Source organism: Streptomyces silvae, assembly GCF_016745505.1.
GTDB classification, from domain to species: Bacteria; Actinomycetota; Actinomycetes; order Streptomycetales; family Streptomycetaceae; genus Streptomyces; species Streptomyces silvae.
Window position 1 is genome coordinate 43,689 of the sequence record NZ_JAERUC010000191.1, and the last position, 18,921, is coordinate 62,609.

An 18,921-nucleotide genomic window follows, 5' to 3' on the forward strand; every position below is an offset into this window, starting at 1 on the left:
GATTCAGGAGCAACCATGACCCCGCCCCCCACCGTGCTCGCCGTGATCCCCGCCCGCGGCGGGTCCAAGGGCGTGCCCGCGAAGAACCTCGCCCGGGTCGGCGGCGTGCCGCTCGTCGCCCGCGCCGTCCGCGCCTGCCTCGCCTCGCCCGAGGTCACGGACGTCGTCGTCACCACCGACGACCCGGCCATCGCCGCCGCGGCCAGGGCCGAGGCGGAGGCACTGGGGGAGGACCCCCGGCTGCACTGCGTGCAGCGTCCCGCCGCCATAGCCGGTGACACGGCCACCAGCGAGGACGCGGTCCTGCACGCCCTGCACACCTACGAGACGACGGCGGGCGGCCGGAAGACGGACGTGGTGCTGCTGGTGCAGTGCACGAGCCCCTTCATCACCCGCGAGGACATCGACGGCGTCGCCGCCGCGGTCTCCCGCGACGGCGCCGACACCGCCGTCACCGTCGCCCCCTTCCACGGCTTCGTGTGGCGCGACGGCAGCGCGGTCGAGGACGACACCTACGGCGTCAACCACGACAAGGCCGTACGCCCGCGCCGCCAGGACCGGCCCCAGGACTACCTGGAGACCGGCGCGGCGTACGCGATGGACGTCGAGGGCTTCCGCACCCACCGCCACCGCTTCTTCGGCCACACCGCGCTCGTCCCGACCGACCCCGCCCGGGTCCTGGAGATCGACGATCCGCACGACCTGGCCCGAGCCCGCGCCCTCGCGCCGCTGCTCGACCCCTCCCCGTACCCCACGCGCGCGGACATCGACGCCGTCGTCCTCGACTTCGACGGCACGCAGACCGACGACCGCGTCCTCATCGACTCCGACGGCCGCGAGACCGTCGCGGTGCACCGCGGCGACGGCCTCGGCATCGCCGCCCTGCGCCGGGCCGGCGTACCGCTCCTGATCCTCTCCACGGAACAGAACCCGGTCGTCGCCGCCCGCGCCCGCAAGCTCCAGGTCCCCGTCCTGCACGGCATCGACCGCAAGGACCTGGCACTCAAGCAGTGGTGCGAGGAGCAGTCCATCGCTCCCGACCGCGTGCTCTACGTCGGCAACGACGTCAACGACCTGGCGTGCTTCGGCCTGGCGGGCTGGCCCGTCGCCGTGGCGAGCGCCCACGACTCGGTACGCGCCGCCGCGCGCGCCGTGACCACCAACCCCGGCGGCTCCGGCGCCATCCGCGAGATCGCGGCCTGGCTCCTGGGCCCCACCCTCACCCTCTCCACCGAAACGACCCACACCCCCACCAGGTAAGGAAGCACCACCATGAGCAGCACCTCCCGCCTGCGCACGTTCGGCACCCGCACCGCCGGCCCCGGCCACCCCGTCTACGTCACCGGCGAGATCGGCATCAACCACAACGGCGACCTCGACAACGCCCTCGCGCTGATCGACGCGGCCGCCGAAGCCGGCTGCGACGCCGTCAAGTTCCAGAAGCGCACCCCGGAGATCTGCACCCCGCGCGACCAGTGGGACATCGAGCGCGACACCCCTTGGGGCCGGATGACGTACATCGACTACCGCCACCGCGTCGAGTTCGGTGAGGCCGAGTACACCGCCATCTCGGAGCACTGCGCCAAGCGCGGCATCGACTGGTTCGCCTCCCCGTGGGACACCGAGGCCGTCGCCTTCCTGGAGAAGTTCGACGTCCCGGCCCACAAGGTCGCCTCCGCCTCCCTCACGGACGACGAGCTGCTCCGCGCGCTGCGCGCCACCGGCCGCACCGTCATCCTCTCCACCGGCATGTCCACGCCGAAGCAGATCCGGCACGCGGTCGAGGTCCTCGGCAGCGACAACATCCTGCTCTGCCACGCCACCTCGACGTACCCGGCGAAGGCCGAGGAGCTCAACCTGCGCGTCATCAACACGCTCCAGCAGGAGTACCCGAACGTCCCGATCGGCTACAGCGGCCACGAGACCGGCCTCCAGACGACCCTCGCCGCCGTCGCCCTGGGCGCCACGTTCGTCGAGCGCCACATCACCCTGGACCGCGCCATGTGGGGCTCCGACCAGGCCGCCTCCGTCGAGCCGCAGGGCCTCACGCGACTCGTCCGCGACATCCGCACCATCGAGGCGTCCCTCGGCGACGGGGTCAAGAAGGTGTACGAGTCGGAGCTCGGCCCGATGAAGAAGCTCCGCCGGGTCGCGGGCGTCGTCGCCGAGAGCGAGAACGCCCCGGCCGCCGAGCCGGTCGCGGTCTGACGGGCCGACCGGTGAACCTCGCCTTCGTCGAGAGCCCGGTCCAGCTCCTGAACGTCCTGGAGTGGACCCACACGCGGGGAGGACCCGACACCACCGTCGTCGTCCTCCCCCCGGTCGACCCGATGTCGCGCGGACAGCTGCGCAGGATGGCGGAGCTGGCCCGCGACGAGGGCATCACCGTCCGCTGGCAGGAGGCGCGCGGGGAGACCGGCGCGCCTCTGAAGGCCCTGCGGGCGCTGACCGGCCTGATCCGCAAGGCCGAGCGCATCGTCATCGGGGACCCGTTCTCCCGGTACGTGCAACTGCTCCTCACCCTGGTCCGCGCCCGCCGGATCACGGTCGTCGACGACGGCACCGCCACCATGGAGTTCGTCGCCCAGCTGGCGCGCGGCGAACGCCTGGTGCGCTGGCACCGCCGGGGGAGCGGCGGCCCGCGCGAGCTGCTCCTGGCCCCGGTCACCACCGCGGCCCGCCGCAGCTTCACCCCGTCGGCGTCCCGCACGGTCGAGGTGTTCACGGCGATGCCGGTGGAGGCCCCCGACGGCATCGAGGTCACGGCGAACACCTTCGCCTGGACCCGGGACCGCTTCGGGCCGCCCCTCATCACCAAGGGCGCCGACCTGGTCGGCACCTCCCTGGTGGAGACGGGCGTGGTCGACCCCGTCCCGTACGAGGAGGCGGTCACCTCACTGGCCCGTGCCCACGGGGCGACCCGCTACTTCGCCCACCGCCGCGAGTCGGCGGACAAGCTCCACGCCCTGGAAGCCGCCACCGGCCTGGAGATCGTCCGCCCCGACCTGCCGCTGGAACTCATCGCCCGCAGAGGCCCCATCGGCCACACGGTCCTGAGCTTCCCGTCCACCGTGGTCCACACCCTCCCGCTGGCCCTGGCGGGCACGGGCGTGAAGGTCGCGGTGTGCGACATAGCCCCGGAATGGCTGCGCGACACGGCGTCCCCGCGCGCGCAGGGCTTCCTGAGCGGCGTCACGGAGACGGCCAAGGACGTACAGCGGCTGGCGCCTTGGCGGGTCACGGCGGTCACGGAGGGCTGAGGGGGCCCGCCGCCCGGGCGTCCCCGCGGCGGGGCCCCTACCGGTCCGCGTTCCGCCAGACGGTCAGGTCCCCCTGGAGGAAGGCGAGGTCCGGCAGGGCGGTGGACTTGGTCTGGATCACGTAGAGCCCGATGTTGCCCTTGTCGTCCTTCATGCAGATCTCGGTGCCGGCTGCCGCCCCGGCCAGCGGCCACTCGTGCTTCGTGGCGCTGCCGAGCATGAGACGGCACTCGTCGAGGGTGGTGCCGTGGCCACCGGGTATCTGCACGAACACGGTGTGGCCGCCCTTCAGTTCGCAGCCGGCCGACTCACAGCCGAAGCGGACATCCCCCTTGCGGTTCTCCTGCGACGGCTCGGTGCCCGCGAGACTCAGCGAGTTCTTCGCGTCCATCCACACCAGAGGGAACCCCTCGGGACGGGGATCCGCGGGCGGCGCCGCGACGTCCTCGGCTGCGCCGCCCTGGGCCCCGGCCGCCGAGGAACCGGCGGAATCCGAGGCACCGGAGGGGTCCGAGGCGTCGGAGGCACCGGAGGAGGAGCCCGAGGAGGACCCGGGGGCGGATCCCGGAGCGGATGCGGACGGCTGCCCGGCCGGTCCTGTCGCCGACGTCCTGGACCCGGCCTTGTCCCGGTCGTCGAGCCGGTCCATCGCGTCCATGAGCGACCACGCCAGGGCGACCACCAGCAACGCGCCTCCCGTCACACCGGCGGCCGTGATCAGCGCGGTGCGCCTTCTTCGGGCTCTGCGCTGCTCCTGCGTCAGCTGCGGCCGGCCGGACGGCGGCTGAGGGAACCCCGGGGCGGGCACCGGCATCGGCGCGGACGTGAGCTGGGACGTGGACGCGGACGCGGACGTGGACGTGGAGAGGGAGGGGGGCCCGGGCACGGCCGCAGGCACCGGGGGCTGCGGGTAGGCCGGGGTCGGCTCCGGTACCGGCGCCGGGACCGCGGTCTCCGGCCCGGTGAACTCCCGCCACACGGCTGGCCCCCCGCCCGCTTCGGCCTCCGCCCCCAGCCGGTGCCGGCACCACTCCACGATCTCCTCGGGCGTGGCCCGCTCCGCCGGGTCGGCGGCCAGGCACCGGGCGAACAAGGGGCGCAGGGCCTGCGGCAGCAGGGACAGATCGGGTTCGGAGTGCACGATCCGGTACAGCACGTTGACGGCCGGCCCGTCGCCGTACAGCGGCTTGCCCAGAGCCGCGTACGCCGCCGTCTGGGCGAGCGCGAAGACATCGGCCGCCGCAGTGACCTCGTCCCCGGCCGCCTGCTCCGGGGCCATGAAGGAGGGCGTTCCGATCGTGCCCCCGGTCGCCGTGTACGCGGTCCCGCCGGCGGCCAGCGCGATACCGAAGTCGATCACCCTCGGCCCGTCCGCGGCCAGCAGCACGTTCGACGGCTTCAGGTCCCGGTGCACGATGCCCTCGGCGTGGATGGCCTTCAGCGCCTCGGCCACCCCCGCCATCAGCCACAGCACCGCAGGCACCGGCAGCGGCCCACGCCGGGTCACCGCCTCCGTCAGCGACGGCCCCGGCACGTACAGCGTGGCCAGCCACGGGGGCACCCCGTCCGCGTCGGCGTCGATCAGCTCCGCGGTGTACGCCCCGCGGACCTGCCGGGCCGCCTTGATCTCCCGCCCGAACCGCCGCCGGAAGTCCGGATCGTCGGCCAGCTCCGGCCGCACCACCTTGATCGCCACGGGGCGGCCGCCCTGCGTGTGCGACAGATACACCCGCCCCATGCCACCGGCGCCCAGCCGCGCGGCGAGCCGGTAGCCCGCCACCACGGCCGGATCATCGGTCTGGAGTGGCTCGAATACATCCCTCGCACGGCTCATCAGCCCTGTACCCCCCACAGTGATGCGTTGGCCAACGGCAGCAGCCTATGCCGGGTGTTGACCATCCGGTCACAGGATCTCCCCATGACCGGACCCCGGGGAGAGACGGGCAGGAGACGCCGCTGCCCCTATGTCAGCTGCTGCTCCCCGGATTCCGCGGCGGAGCCGGGTGCGGCGCTCAGGGGCTGGAGCAGGGGGCGTTTCGCGGTGCGGCCGTCGCCCGAGGAACGGCCGCGCAGACGGCGTCCGATCCAGGGGCCGAGGAAAGCGGCGGCCCAGCGCACCTCGGCGCCCGCAGCCTGCCAACGCGAGGGAATCGGCTGCTCCGGCAGGGGGCGGGTCCAGGCGTCGTCGCTTCCGGGCAGCTGGATGGCCTGGGCGACGGCGGCGGCGATCCGCTCGTGGCCGAGGGGGCTGGTGTGGAGCCGGTCCGTGCTCCACAGACGTGGATCGGCCGCGGCGGCGTGCAGGTCGATCTCGGCGACCGCGACCCCGTGGCGGGCGGCCGCGGCGCGGATGCGGTCGTTGAGCTCGAACACGCGGCCCCGGACCGGCCGGGCCAGGGGCGCGATCTTCCCCACGTCGGGGAACGTCATCGTCGCCACCCGGGCCCCGGCGGCCGTGAGTTCGGCGAACATCTCCTCCAGGTGCCCGGCCACCTCCGCCGCGTCGAACCGGGGCCTGAGCACGTCGTTGACCCCGGCGACGACCGTGGCCAGGTCGGGCCGCAGGGCCAGGGCGGGCCCCAGCTGCCCGGCGCGGACCTGGCCCGCGACACGGCCGCGTACGGCCAGGTTCGCGTACTGGAGACCGGGGCTGACGGCTGCGAGCTGCTCGGCGAGCCGGTCCGCCCAGCCGCGCAGGCCCACGGTGTCGTCCCCGTCGCCGACACCTTCGGTCTGACTGTCGCCCAGGGCGACGTAGCGCACGTACTCACCGCTCGGCACGGGTGGACTTCCTTTCCTTGAGGACGGATCTCTCCTTGAGGGCGGACCTCTCCTTGAGGACGGACGCGATCCGCAGGCACCAGTCCCGGTGTTCCTGCTCGAAGGACAGACCGCGCAGGCACGTCAGGTACGGTCCGATCCGCTCGCCGTGGCGGAGGAACTCCTCCTCGTCCACATCGCCGCGGAGCTGCCGGAGGAGCGCGCCGAGAAGCTCGATCTTGCCCTCGGCCGCCGAGGCCCGCTCCTCCAGCTGGCCGATCACCGACGCCGTGCCGACCCGGTCGGCGACCTGCACCTTGACCAGCAGATCGTCGCGGATGGACGACGGCTTCGACACGGCCGCGGCGAAGTCCTCCAGCTCGGCGCGGCCGGCCTTGGTGACCTGGAACAGGCGTTTGTTGGGCCGGGTCTCCTGGACCACCTGCCGGCCCGCGATCAGCCCTTCCTTCTCCAGCTTGGTCAGCTCGGCGTACAGCTGCTGCGGCAGGGCGTGCCAGAAGTTGGCGACGCCGATGTCGAACGCCTTCGCCAACTGGTATCCGCTGTACTCGCCGTCCAGCAGCGCCGCCAGTACCGCATGTCGCAGGGCCATGGAGGCACCCCTTTCCCTCTCCCCGCCACATCGTACTCAAGAATGTGACTAATCAAATTCTTGAGTAGTGGAGCGTGACGGGGAGCAGCGGGGAGCGGCGGGGAGACGAGGGCGTGTGAGGCGCCCTCCTTCAGCGGCGGGCCGCGCCCCTCCCGGCCGGGTCGATACGCACCCGCTCCGTGGCCGGTGCGGCCTCCAGGTCGTCCAGCTGCGCGACGATCGTGCTGCGCAGGTCGTCGAAGTCCTCGAAGCGGTGGTCGTTGAACAGGGTGTAGCCCGTCCACATCAGGTTGGCGCACACCCGCGCCGGCACCCTGCCCGTACGGGCGCCCATGCCGACCAGCGCCACCGACCCGATGCTCCCCGGCGCCTCCCTGTTCTGCCGGTGGATCGCCTGGAAGGCGGCGGCGCAGGCCAGGGCCACGTTCAAGGTCTCGCTGACGTTCTGCGAGGACCCCTCCATCGTCGGCGTCGGTATGAGGAACTTCGGGTTGACCGCACCCGACGGCACGCACACCGCGCTCCCCACCGGAAGGCTCCCGCCGAACCCGTCGCGGATCGCCCGCTGGACGCGCAGCTGGATCCCGGCGCCGAGGTGCCGCTTGATGGCCGCGTCGGTGCCACCGTCCATGCGTCCACGGGAGTTGGTCGGGCTGACCCAGGCATCCACCGTCTCGTCGAGGATCGATCCCTTGCGGATCTCGACCTCCGGGGTGTCGGCGAACGCCGCCCGCCACGCCTCCACGACGTCGCTGCTGAGGTCGGTCAGCACCACCCGGACAGGCTGCGGCTGCATGCGGTTCGCGGTCATCGTCCACTCCGATCGGGAGGTGGTTCCTCCACTGATCGGGACGCTACAGCGCACCACTGACAACGCCCCTGGAGGCGGCAGCAGTTGGTCCGCCCCGTTGTCAGTGGCGGGGGATACAACTCGTCATGTGCGGGTCCACGGTGCGTACGGCGCCGGGCCGGCCCCGAGCACACCTCTGCCCTCATCACGGACCGACACCGCGGAGTGCCTCCACCATGAACGACGCCCCCACCCCGGCCCAGCCCGGCCCGAACGACCCGCTGGCCCTTGCCGAACTCTTCGCGGGCGGCGGCGAACCATGGCTCCCGCTGCTGAAGCCGGCCATCGAAGCGCGGGCGGTCGCGGCCGAGTTCATCGGACCGGGCCGGGGCCCTGGAGTCGTTCCCGTGCGCGAGCTGACCTTCCAGGCGCTCAAGCCGAACCCGCCGCACAAGTGGAAGGTCGTCGTCTTCGGCCAGAACCCCTACCCGCGGCAGGAGAGCGCCACCGGCATCGCGATGTTCGACAACACCTTCCACGACTGGAAGGACAGCCAGTTCGGCCGGGTCGTCAGCATCCGCTGCATCATCAAGGCGGCGGCGATGTGGAAGTACGGCATACCGAAGAAGACCCCGATCGCCGACGTACGCGCGCTCCTGAAGAAGCAGGACACCGTCCAGCCGCCGGAGTGGTTCCAGGCGATGCTCACGCAGGGCGTGCTGCTGCTGAACGCGGCGCTCACCGCCAGCAGCGACGGGGCGATGGCCACCGATCAGCACACCCGGTTCTGGCGCCCGGTGGTCGAGCGGATCGTCGAGGAGATCCTCAGGGCCAAGCAGAACGCCGAGGAGGAGGACCGCTACGTCGTCTTCGCCTGGTGGGGTGCGCACGCGCGCAGCCTGAAGAACGTCGTCCTCCGGCTCCAGAAGAAGTACCCGGAGGTCGAGGTGCGGCACATCGACCACCCCAACCCCGCCGCGCAGGGCGACATCTTCTGCGAGGGGGAGCACTTCGGCACGGTCAACGCCGCCCTCACCTCGCTCGGCGCCGACGAGATCGACTGGCTGCCCGGCAAGGGGTGGAACGAGGCCGCGGAAGGGTCCGGCGGAGCGGACGACGGGACCGCCGACCGCATGGGCGCGTTCATCGCGTCGACCATGGAGCTGCATCAGCTGTATCTGGACCGCCTCGCGGGGGTCAAGGACGAGGGACTCGTCCTGCCCGCGATCACCGGGGTGTTCGACACCCCGCTCCTGGAGTTCCAGGAGGCCGTGGGGCCGGTCGTCTCCCTGCTGCCCGGTATCGACCGGCACGCGGGGCGCTCGTACGAGTTCGGGAAGAGGCGCGCGGACGAGGAGGCCGGCGAGCTGTCGGCCGACGCCGTCGCCGCCCTCCACCTCTACACCTGCGAGTCCGCGTTCTACCGTGAGATCAACGCGGTCCTGCGCTCCCCGGACCGGACGAAGGTCGTCCCGTACCTCCCCTACCTGCGGCTGCTGTTCTCGGCCGTCTCCCGACTCCCCGCCCACACGGCGCCGTTGTGGCGCGGGGTGTCGCTGGACCTGCGCGCGCAGTACCCGCTCGGCAGGACGGTGACCTGGTGGGGCGTGTCCTCGTGCACGTCCGAGGCCGCCGTGGCGCGCTCGTTCCTCGGCAGCCGGGGCAAGCGCACGCTCTTCGAGGTAACCCCCGCCAGGGCGGTGGGCATCCGGCGCTACTCGGCGTTCACGGGTGAGGAGGAGTTCATCCTGTCGCCCGGTACGCAGCTGAAGGTGACCGGTGTGAAGGCCGAGCGCGGGGGCCTGTGCACGGTGCGGCTGACGGAGCTGGAGGAGCAGACCCTGGTGTCCTGAGGCGTGCGGTCACTGCACGTCCTCGTGGTCACCGCGCATCCGCGCCGTCAGTGTGCGTCCTCGCTGTCAGTGGCCGGGGGAGCCGCCGCCGGGCCCGCCTCCGGACGCGGCGCCGTGCGCTCCACGCTCCAGCGCCGCCACGCGAGGGCGAAGCCGACCGCGGCGAGCAGCGCCGGAGCGGCCGACTGTGCCGTCAGCGACGCCACCCAGCCCGGGTTCATCCGCTCCGTCATGCCACTGGTGTACTGACAGGTCGCCTGGGGCGGGAAGAAGCTGTACTCCAGCGTCGCGGGCGCGTTGCTGCCCCAGTCCGCCCCCGTCGAGCAGGCCGATGACGGCCCCACGAGCAGCTTCCAGCCGGCCAGTGCGTACAGGAGGAGGAACAGGGAACCGGTCACGGTCAGCGCCGTCCCCGTCCGGCGGAGCTTCTCCGTCCTGGACATCGGCATCACCAGCGGGCTCCCGGGGCCCGGATCGAAACACTCCGCGAGGAGGGCCAGGAACAGGCAGGCCACCATGATCAGCAGGGTGCTCCACAGCAGCAGGGCCAGTACCCCGTGCCCGCCGAACGAGACGATGTCCCCACCCGTGTACTCACAGACGGTGGCCGGGGGAAACGCCTGGTCCCGTGTCCGCAGGAGCCGGCCCGGCCCCTCCGTGATTCCCTGCATGCACCGCTCGTCGAACTCCAGCATGGCGAACAGGGCGACCGCCGACCCGGCGATCAGCGCGGCGAACGAGATTCCCGCGGCGGCCCACAGGCCACCCGTCCGATAGCCGCTGTGCGTACGTGCGTGTGACATGGGCGCAGAGTATTCGAACGCAACGCCGGTCAGGGCTCGGCTGCTTGATCTCGCCGGGGCTCGACGCCCGAAAGGCGACAGAGGAGTTTACCCATCCGGGTGGCCCGTCACACGCCGCAGCGCCCTCTTTTGATCCGCTGAGCGGCTGAACTTTTGTTGATCTGTGGCCAGTTGTGGGTACCGGGGGCCTACCCTTGACTAGGTGAACCAGTTGAAGTCCCGTGCGCCCCACGCCGAGGCCGTCCTGCCCGGCGCCCTGCCCGACGACCTGCGTGCCGAGCTCATCGCCTTCCGCCGTGATCTGCACATGCACCCGGAGCTCGGCAACCAGGAGTTCCGTACCACCGCGGCGATCAAGGCCCGCCTCGAGAAGGCGGGGCTGGAGCCCCAGGTACTGCCCGGGGGCACGGGACTGGTCTGTGACGTGGGGGAGTGGGACGGCGTGACGCCGATGCTGGCGCTGCGCGGCGACATCGACGCCCTGCCGATCCCGGACACCAAGGAGGGCGTCCCCTACCGGTCCACCGTGCCCGACCGGGCCCACGCCTGCGGGCACGACGTCCACACGACCTGCGTCCTGGGCGCGGGGCTCGTGCTGAGCGATCTCGACCGGCAGGGGCTGCTGCCCCGCCCGGTCCGGCTGCTGTTCCAGCCCGCCGAGGAGGTGCTGCCCGGCGGCGCCGCCGACGCGGTGGCCGCCGGCGTCCTGGAAGGGGTGGGGCGCATCATCGGGGTGCACTGCGACCCCAAGGTCGACGTGGGCAGGATCGGGCTCCGGATCGGGCCGATCACCTCCGCCTGCGACCGCGTGGAGGTCTCCCTCGACGGCCCCGGCGGCCACACCGCCCGGCCGCACCTCACCACCGACCTGGTCACCGCCGCGGCCCGGGTGGCCACCGACGTACCCGCGCTGCTCGCCAGGCGCGTCGACGCGCGCGCCGGCCTCGCGGTCACCTGGGGCCGGCTCCAGACCGGCCACGCCCCCAACGTCATCCCGCAGCACGCCGAACTGTCGGGGACGGTCCGCTGCCTCGATCTGGAGAGCTGGCGGCAGGCACCGGACCTGGTGCAGGAGGCGATCGACGAAGTGGCCGGAATGTACCGGGCGAAGACGATGGTCGACTACGTCCGTGGAGTCCCGCCCGTGGTGAACGAGGCCGAGACGATCGGGCTTCTCGACGCCGCGATGACCATCCGCCGCGGATCGTATGCGATCGAGGACACCGAACAGAGCCTCGGCGGCGAGGACTTCTCCTGGTACCTGGAGAAGATCCCCGGCGCCATGGCCAGGCTCGGCGTACGGGCGCCGGGTGACACCCGCGGTCTCGACCTGCACCGGGGCAACTTCGACGTGGACGAGGAGGCCATCACGGTCGGGGTGGAACTGTTCACGGCGGCCGCGCTGCTGGACGCCTGACCGCGACGGAGCCGGGTGGCCGCGGACGGGTGGTGTGGCCTGCTGTTCCCTGCTGGTAACGGCTCGTAACCGGACAGGACACCTCCTGTTCGCGACGATCCGATAACGGCTTCCGTAGGGGTCCTTATCTGACATCTACGCGCGTTACGATCGCCGCGAAACCAGCGCCGGAAGAGGCGCTTCGGTCAGGTTTGAAGGAGCCTTCCCTTGCGCCGCGTATCCAAGATCGCTGCTGCGTGTACCGTCTCCGCGGCTCTCGCCTTCACCGCTACCGCGTGTGGTGAATCGTCCACCGAGAGCACCGGTTCCGACAAGGACCAGATGAAGATCGGCATGGCCTACGACGTCGGTGGCCGTGGCGACAACTCGTTCAACGACTCCGCCGCCCGTGGCCTGGACAAGGCCAAGAAGGAGTTCAAGGCCGAGACCAAGGAGCTCACCGCCAAGAGCGGCGAGACCCCGGCCGACCGTGAGCAGCGCCTCGCGTCGCTCGCCGAGGGCGGCTACAACCCGGTCATCGGCGTCGGTTTCGCCTACCAGGCCGCGCTCGAGAAGGTGGCCAAGGCTCACCCCGAGACCACCTTCGGCCTGATCGACTCGGTCTCCGAGGCGAAGAACGTGTCCTCCATCGTCTTCACGGAGGAGCAGGGCTCCTACCTCGCCGGTGTCGCGGCGGCGCTGAAGTCCAAGGACGGCCAGGTCGGCTTCATCGGCGGTGTCGACCTCCCGCTGATCAAGAAGTTCGCGGCCGGCTTCCAGCAGGGCGTCACGGACACGAACCCCAAGGCCAAGGTCCAGATCCAGTACCTGTCCACCGGTTCGGACCTCTCCGGCTTCGGCAGCCCGGACAAGGGTGAGGCCGCCGCCAAGGGCATGCTGGACAAGGGGGCCGACGTCGTCTTCGCCGCCGCGGGCGGCTCGGGCGCCGGTGCGATCGAGGCCGTGGCCGGCAAGAAGGGCGCCTGGTCCATCGGCGTCGACTCCGACCAGGCCAAGGACCCGGCCCTGTCGAAGTACGCCGACACGATCATGACCTCGGTCGTGAAGAACGTCGACAGCGGTGTCTACGACCTGGTGAAGTCCGTCAAGGACGGCAAGCCGCTCACCGGCACGCAGACCTACTCCCTGGCCGAGGACGGCGTCAGCCTGACCACCACGGGTGACCACCTCAAGGACATCCAGTCCAAGATCGACGAGGCGAAGAAGAAGATCGCCGACGGCTCGATCAAGGTCAAGACCACGACCTGACCGGCCCGCTGAAGTCGGGGTCCGCAGGCGCGGTTTCCGCCGCGCCTGCGGACCCCGATTCACGTATACCTCCGGGCCGAGGTCCCTCGGCATGTGTCGGTATCGTGCCCCTGGTTCGCCACCTGTCGCCGGGTGGCCGACGATTCGGTGGCGCTACGCGCGTAGTGCCCATCGAGCGCGGTATTTTTCGCCACCGGTCCCCGCGCTGTGTCCGTACATCGCCCGCCCTCCGCTCCTGCCAAGGAGAGTGCGCCATCAAAGCGTCCAGCAGTCCTCATGCCGTAGAGCTCCGCGGCATCACCAAACGATTCCCCGGCGTCGTGGCCAACCACGACATCGACATCACGGTGAGCCGTGGCACCGTCCACGCCCTCGTCGGTGAGAACGGCGCCGGCAAGTCCACCCTGATGAAGATCCTTTACGGGATGCAGAAGCCGGACGAGGGCACCATCTCGGTGGATGGTGAACAGGTCTCGTTCAGCAGCCCGGGCGACGCCATCGACCGCGGTATCGGCATGGTGCACCAGCACTTCATGCTCGCCGACTACCTCACGGTCCTGGAGAACGTCGTCCTCGGCTCCGAGAAGCTGCACGGCATCGGGGACAGGGCGCGGGCGAAGATCAAGGAGATCTCCGACGCGTACGGCCTCGGCATCCGCCCGGACGCCGTCGTCGAGGACCTCGGGGTCGCCGACCGCCAGCGGGTGGAGATCCTCAAGGTCCTCTACCGCGGCGCCCGCACCCTGATCCTCGACGAACCGACCGCGGTCCTCGTGCCGCAGGAGGTCGACGCGCTCTTCGACAACCTGCGTGAGCTGAAGGCCGAAGGCCTCACCGTCATCTTCATCTCCCACAAGCTGGGCGAGGTGCTGTCGGTCGCGGACGAGATCACCGTGATCCGGCGCGGTACGACGGTGGGCACCGCCGACCCCGCGACCACCACCAGCAAGCAGCTCGCCGAGCTGATGGTGGGCAGCGAACTCCCCTCGCCCGAGACCCGGGAGTCGACCGTCACGGACACGCCGATGCTGGCCGTGGAGGACCTGCGGCTGACGGCCACCGACCCCGACGGTGTGGTGCGCGCCGTGCTCGACGGCATCACCTTCACCATCCACAAGGGCGAAGTGCTCGGCATCGCGGGCGTCGAGGGCAACGGCCAGTCCGAACTCGTCGACGCCATCATGGGCATGCGCACCCTCGACAAGGGCTCGCTCACGCTCGACGGCGCGGACATCTCCCGTACGGCCACGCGCAAGCGCCGCGAGGACGGCATGGCCGTCATCCCCGAGGACCGGCACCGGCACGGCCTTCTCCTGGACGCGCCGCTCTGGGAGAACCGCATGCTGGGTCACGTCACGGAGCGGCCCAACAGCAAGGGCGCCTTCCTCGACCTCAAGGCCGCGCGCGCCGACACCGAGCGCATCGTGCGCGAGTACGACGTCCGCACACCCGGCATCGAGGTCACCGCCGCCTCGCTCTCCGGCGGCAACCAGCAGAAGCTGATCGTCGGCCGCGAGATGAGCCACAACCCCAAGCTGCTGATCGCCGCGCACCCCACCCGGGGTGTGGACGTCGGCGCACAGGCGCAGATCTGGGACCAGATCCGCGAAGCGCGCCACGAGGGCCTCGCGGTCCTGCTGATCTCCGCCGACCTCGACGAGCTCATCGGACTCTCCGACACGCTGCGCGTCATGTACCGGGGCAAGCTCGTGGCCGACGCCGACCCGGCGACCGTCACCCCCGAGGAGCTCGGCTCCGCGATGACCGGCGCCGCCGCCGGCCACCTGGAGGCCCCCGGCCCCACGGCCGCCGGTGACACCGCGGCCGACGGCTCCGAGACCGACCCCCGGGACGGGGGAGAGGACCGATGAAGAAGTTCGACAAGGAGCGGCTGCTCCTGGGGATCGCCGCCCCGCTGCTCGCCATCGTGGTCGCGTTCCTGGTGACCGCCCTGGTGCTCGCCGCCACCGGCAAGGAACCGTTCAGCGCCTTCGGCATCATGTTCGACTACGGACTGAAGTCGGACAGCCAGGTCTACATCCTCAACAAGGGGACGACCTACTACCTCGCGGGTCTCGCGGTCGCCGTCGGCTTCCGCATGAACCTCTTCAACATCGGCGTCGACGGCCAGTACCGTCTCGCCGCGTTCTTCGCCGCCGCACTCGGTGGCGCGCTGACGCTGCCGGGCGCCCTCCAGATCCCGCTGATCATCCTCACCGCGATGATCGTCGGAGCGATGTGGGCCGGTATCGCCGGTCTCCTCAAGGTCACCCGCGGCGTCAGCGAGGTCGTCTCGACGATCATGCTGAACTCCATCGCGACGGCCATCATCGGCTACCTCCTCCAGCAGGGCCGCCTGGGCCACCTCGACAAGGCCGGGACGAAGGTCTCCACCACCCCGATTCCGGAGTCCTCGCACTTCTTCGAGTTCCCGACCACGCCGACGCCCGTCTGGGGCTTCATCGTGATCGCGGTCGTCGCCGGCGTCGCCTACTGGTTCACGCTCAGCCGCACCCGGTTCGGCTTCGACCTCCGCACGGTCGGGCAGTCCGGCTCGGCCGCCGAGGCCAGCGGCGTCGACGTCAGGAAGATGGTCGTCACGTCCATGCTGATCTCCGGCGGTATGGCCGGCCTGATCGGCATGCCGACGCTGCTCAACGACAGCTACGAGTACAGCGGCGACTTCCCGGTCGGCATCGGCTTCACCGGGATCGCCATCGCACTCCTCGGCCGCAACCACCCCGTCGGCATCGCGCTCGGCGCGCTGCTCTGGGGCTTCCTGGAGCGGGGCACCGGCAAGCTCGAATTCGAGGGCTACGACAAGGAGATCGTCGGCGTCATCCAGGGCGTCATCGTCCTCTGCGTCGTCATCGCCTACGAAGTCGTCCGCCGCTACGGCCTCAAGCGCCAGCAGAGCAAGGTCGGCGCGGAACTCGCCGCCAAGGCCGCACGTAACTCCGACCAGCAGGAGGTGTCGGCGTGAGCGCCACGGCGACTTCCACCCCGCCGCCCGCGGCCCCCAAGGTCTCCGGCGGCAAGGGCGGCCGCACCCGCTTCAGCTTCCCCGTCGTCCTGCTGATCATCGCGGGCGCCCTGCTCGCGCTGTCCGCCGTGCGCGCGATCACCGGCGCCCAGGACGTCACCTCGGCCGGGCAGATCAGCGCGGCCCTCGCGATGGCCGTGCCGATCGGGCTCGCCGGTCTCGGCGGGCTCTGGTCCGAGCGGGCCGGCGTGGTCAACATCGGCCTCGAAGGCATGATGATCCTCGGCACCTTCTTCGGTGCCTGGGCCGGCTGGCAGACCGACCCGTGGCTCGGCGTCCTGGCCGGAGTCGTGGGCGGCATGCTCGGCGGTCTGCTGCACGCCTTCGCCACCGTCACCTTCGGCGTCGACCACATCATCTCCGGTATCGCCATCAACATCCTGGCCCTCGGGTTCACGACGTACCTGGCCAAGCTGTGGTTCAACACCGGCGACGCGGCCGAGAAGGGCGGCAGCCCCAAGCAGTCGCCACCGGCCGACAGCATCACGCAGGTCACGGTGCCCGGTCTCTCGGACTGGCTGCATTCACTGGAGAAGCACCACTGGTTCTTCGTCTCGGACCTCGCGGGCATCCTCGGCGGACTCGTCACCAACGTCTCGCTGCTGACCCTGGTGGCCGTGCTGCTCTTCGCCGGCACGTTCTTCGTCCTGTGGAAGACCTCGTTCGGCCTGCGGCTGCGCTCCTGCGGCGAGAACCCGGTGGCCGCCGAGTCCCTCGGCGTGAACGTCTACCTCTACAAGTACATCGCCGTGATCGTCTCCGGCGGTCTGGCCGGCCTCGGCGGCGCCTTCCTCTCCCTGGTCACCTCGCACATCTACAACGAGGGCCAGACCGGAGGCCGCGGATACATCGGTCTCGCCGCGATGATCTTCGGTAACTGGCGGCCCGGCGGACTCGCCATGGGCGCGGGCCTGTTCGGCTTCGCCGACGCGCTCCAGCTGCGCAACGGCGGTGAGTCCGTCCACGCGCTGCTCCTGCTGCTCGTGGTGATGCTGGCCGTCCTCGCGGTCTGGAAGCTCTACCGCAAGCGCTTCGTGCCCGGTGTCATCAGCGCGGTCATCGCCGCCGCGGTGCTGGTCTGGTACCTCGCCACCGACACGGTGCCCACCGAGTTCGTCAGCGCCACCCCGTACGTCGTCACCCTGCTCGTGCTCTCGCTCTCCGCGCAGCGCCTGCGGATGCCGAAGGCGGACGGCATGCGCTACCGCAAGGGGCAGGGGAAGTGACGGACAGCGCGGTCCCCGTCGACTGGGACGCGCTGCGCGCGGCCGCCCGGGACGCCATGTCCCGGGCGTACGCCCCGTACTCGGGCTACCCGGTCGGTGTGGCGGCCCTCGTGGACGACGGCCGCATGATCACCGGGTGCAACGTCGAGAACGCCTCGTACGGCATCGGCCTCTGCGCCGAGTGCGGGCTGGTCTCGCAGCTCGCCGCCACGGGCGGCGGCCGGCTGACCCACTTCACCTGCGTGGACGGCACGGGCGCCGTGCTCGTGCCGTGCGGCCGGTGCCGGCAGCTGCTGTACGAGTTCGGGGGGCCCGGCCTCGTCCTGGAGACCCCGGACGGCTTCCGTACGCTCGACGAGATGCTGCCGCAGGCCTTCGGGCCCCAGCACCTGGGGTAGTACCCCGCCGCCGCGTTCCCCCGGCGGGCCCCACCGGCCCGCCGGGGGACGCGGCGGCGGAACGTTCCCTCTCTATGCGCGTAGAGTCAACGGGACTCTCTCGCTCACCATCCGGCCGGAAGGACTCCCATCCCATGGACGCCATCTCCGTCATCCGCACCAAGCGGGACCGAGGCGAGCTCAGCCCCGAGCAGATCGACTGGGTCATCGACGCGTACACCCGCGGCGAGGTCGCCGACGAGCAGATGTCCGCACTGGCCATGGCGATCCTGCTCAACGGCATGAACCGCACCGAGATCGCCCGCTGGACCGCCGCGATGATCGCCTCCGGCGAGCGGATGGACTTCGGCGCGCTCTCCCGCCCCACCACCGACAAGCACTCCACCGGAGGCGTCGGCGACAAGATCACCCTGCCGCTCGCCCCGCTGGTCGCCGCCTGCGGCGCCGCCGTGCCCCAGCTCAGCGGCCGGGGCCTCGGCCACACCGGCGGCACCCTCGACAAGCTGGAGTCCATCCCCGGCTGGCGCGCCCACCTCTCCAACGCCGAGATGCTGGACGTGCTGGACACCACCGGCGCCGTGATCTGCGCGGCCGGCGACGGGCTCGCCCCCGCCGACAAGAAGCTGTACGCCCTGCGCGACGTCACCGGCACCGTCGAGGCGATCCCGCTGATCGCCAGCTCGATCATGTCCAAGAAGATCGCCGAGGGCACCGGAGCGCTCGTCCTGGACGTCAAGGTCGGCTCCGGCGCCTTCATGAAGACCATCGAGGACGCCCGCGAACTGGCCTCCACCATGGTCGCGCTGGGCACCGACAGCGGCGTACGGACGGTGGCACTGCTCACCGACATGGCGACCCCCCTCGGCCTGACCGCGGGCAACGCCCTGGAGGTGCGCGAGTCCGTCGAGGTCCTCGCCGGGGGCGGTCCGCAGGACGTCATCGACCTGACCCTGGCACTCGCCCGCGAGATGCTCGACGCCGCCGGACTCAAGGACGCCGACCCGGAGAAGGCCCTGGCCGACGGCTCCGCCATGGACGTCTGGCGCCGCATGATCTCCGCCCAGGGCGGCGACCCGGACGCCGCACTCCCCGTCGCCCGCGAGCGGCACGTGATCAGCGCCCCGTCCTCGGGCGTGCTGACCCGCCTCGACGCGTACGACATCGGCGTCGCCGCCTGGCGCCTCGGCGCGGGCCGCGCGCGCAAGGAGGACCCGGTGCAGGCCGGCGCGGGCGTCGAACTGCATGCCAAGCCGGGCGACACGGTGACCGAGGGCCAGCCGCTGCTGACCCTGCACACGGACACTCCCGAGAAGTTCGAGTACGCGCTGAAGGCCCTGCCCGGCTCGTACGACATCGCCCCCGCGGGCACGCCCTTCACCGCCACGCCGGTGGTGCGGGAACGCATCGCCTGACCTGCGGCTTTCCCTCTCGGGTGAACGGGACCGGTGGACCACCACCGGTCCCGTTGGCCATGCTGACCTCGTCGCCCTGCCGCGCGCGGTCGCGTCCG

At 71.2% G+C, this 18,921-nt stretch carries 16 protein-coding genes; 11 read left to right on the forward strand and 5 right to left on the reverse strand.

What is annotated here, in order from left to right; translation table 11 throughout:
• Nucleotides 1-15: 15 nt before the first annotated feature.
• Genes JKV81_RS30740 through JKV81_RS30750 form a run of 3 tightly spaced genes read left to right on the forward strand, consistent with a single transcriptional unit; the run spans nt 16 to nt 3,260 of the window.
• Entirely contained in the window at nt 16-1,260 is a 1,245-nt protein-coding gene (locus JKV81_RS30740) for an acylneuraminate cytidylyltransferase (protein ID WP_129265161.1), read from the forward strand.
• 12 nt (nt 1,261-1,272) lie between these two features.
• Entirely contained in the window at nt 1,273-2,208 is a 936-nt protein-coding gene (locus JKV81_RS30745) for an N-acetylneuraminate synthase family protein (RefSeq protein ID WP_129265162.1), read from the forward strand.
• Between the two features lie 11 nt (nt 2,209-2,219).
• Nucleotides 2,220-3,260: a hypothetical protein gene (locus JKV81_RS30750; protein WP_129265163.1), complete on the forward strand. Its 1,041-nt coding sequence runs from the start codon at nt 2,220-2,222 to the stop codon at nt 3,258-3,260.
• A 37-nt stretch (nt 3,261-3,297) separates the two neighbouring features.
• Here JKV81_RS30750 and JKV81_RS30755 read toward each other — a convergent pair whose 3' ends face one another.
• From JKV81_RS30755 to JKV81_RS30770, 4 genes are all read right to left on the reverse strand, one after another.
• Complete coding sequence (locus JKV81_RS30755) at nt 3,298-5,094, reverse strand: serine/threonine-protein kinase (RefSeq protein ID WP_129265164.1); 1,797 nt, start codon at nt 5,092-5,094, stop codon at nt 3,298-3,300.
• Nucleotides 5,095-5,222: 128 nt separating this feature from the next.
• Nucleotides 5,223-6,041 (reverse strand): SGNH/GDSL hydrolase family protein, encoded by an 819-nt coding sequence (locus JKV81_RS30760; RefSeq protein WP_129265165.1) that lies wholly within the window; start codon nt 6,039-6,041, stop codon nt 5,223-5,225.
• Entirely contained in the window at nt 6,028-6,633 is a 606-nt protein-coding gene (locus tag JKV81_RS30765; RefSeq protein WP_129265166.1) for a PadR family transcriptional regulator, read from the reverse strand. The genes JKV81_RS30760 and JKV81_RS30765 overlap by 14 nt, the downstream gene beginning before the upstream one ends.
• A gap of 130 nt (nt 6,634-6,763) precedes the next feature.
• Nucleotides 6,764-7,444, reverse strand: a complete 681-nt coding sequence (locus JKV81_RS30770; RefSeq protein ID WP_129265167.1) for a macro domain-containing protein — start codon at nt 7,442-7,444, stop codon at nt 6,764-6,766.
• Between the two features lie 215 nt (nt 7,445-7,659).
• Here JKV81_RS30770 and JKV81_RS30775 point away from each other — a divergent pair, with 215 nt between their 5' ends.
• The gene (locus JKV81_RS30775) at nt 7,660-9,276 is read left to right on the forward strand and encodes an ADP-ribosyltransferase domain-containing protein (protein WP_202078926.1); all 1,617 of its coding nucleotides are present in this window, start codon (nt 7,660-7,662) and stop codon (nt 9,274-9,276) included.
• A 47-nt stretch (nt 9,277-9,323) separates the two neighbouring features.
• On the opposite strand, the gene JKV81_RS30780 is transcribed toward JKV81_RS30775, so the two are convergent.
• Nucleotides 9,324-10,079 (reverse strand): hypothetical protein, encoded by a 756-nt coding sequence (locus tag JKV81_RS30780; protein ID WP_129265169.1) that lies wholly within the window; start codon nt 10,077-10,079, stop codon nt 9,324-9,326.
• Nucleotides 10,080-10,281: 202 nt separating this feature from the next.
• On the opposite strand from JKV81_RS30780, the gene JKV81_RS30785 reads away from it, so the two are divergent.
• The 7 genes from JKV81_RS30785 (at nt 10,282) to JKV81_RS30815 (ending at nt 18,823) form a co-directional block, all read left to right on the forward strand.
• On the forward strand, nt 10,282-11,496 hold the full coding sequence (locus JKV81_RS30785) for an amidohydrolase (protein WP_129265170.1): 1,215 nt from the start codon (nt 10,282-10,284) through the stop codon (nt 11,494-11,496).
• A 207-nt stretch (nt 11,497-11,703) separates the two neighbouring features.
• Complete coding sequence (locus JKV81_RS30790) at nt 11,704-12,744, forward strand: BMP family lipoprotein (RefSeq protein WP_129265171.1); 1,041 nt, start codon at nt 11,704-11,706, stop codon at nt 12,742-12,744.
• Between the two features lie 254 nt (nt 12,745-12,998).
• Nucleotides 12,999-14,615: an ABC transporter ATP-binding protein gene (locus JKV81_RS30795; RefSeq protein WP_129267102.1), complete on the forward strand. Its 1,617-nt coding sequence runs from the start codon at nt 12,999-13,001 to the stop codon at nt 14,613-14,615.
• Complete coding sequence (locus JKV81_RS30800; RefSeq protein WP_124274352.1) at nt 14,612-15,727, forward strand: ABC transporter permease; 1,116 nt, start codon at nt 14,612-14,614, stop codon at nt 15,725-15,727. The genes JKV81_RS30795 and JKV81_RS30800 overlap by 4 nt, the downstream gene beginning before the upstream one ends.
• Nucleotides 15,724-17,013 (forward strand): ABC transporter permease, encoded by a 1,290-nt coding sequence (locus JKV81_RS30805; RefSeq protein WP_124274353.1) that lies wholly within the window; start codon nt 15,724-15,726, stop codon nt 17,011-17,013. Before JKV81_RS30800 ends, JKV81_RS30805 begins: the two co-directional genes overlap by 4 nt.
• Nucleotides 17,010-17,411 carry a cytidine deaminase gene (locus JKV81_RS30810; protein ID WP_099173708.1) on the forward strand — a complete coding sequence of 134 codons (402 nt, stop codon included), beginning with the start codon at nt 17,010-17,012 and terminating at the stop codon, nt 17,409-17,411. The genes JKV81_RS30805 and JKV81_RS30810 overlap by 4 nt, the downstream gene beginning before the upstream one ends.
• Nucleotides 17,412-17,545: 134 nt before the next feature.
• The gene (locus tag JKV81_RS30815; protein WP_124274355.1) at nt 17,546-18,823 is read left to right on the forward strand and encodes a thymidine phosphorylase; all 1,278 of its coding nucleotides are present in this window, start codon (nt 17,546-17,548) and stop codon (nt 18,821-18,823) included.
• The last annotated feature ends 98 nt before the right edge of the window (nt 18,824-18,921 follow it).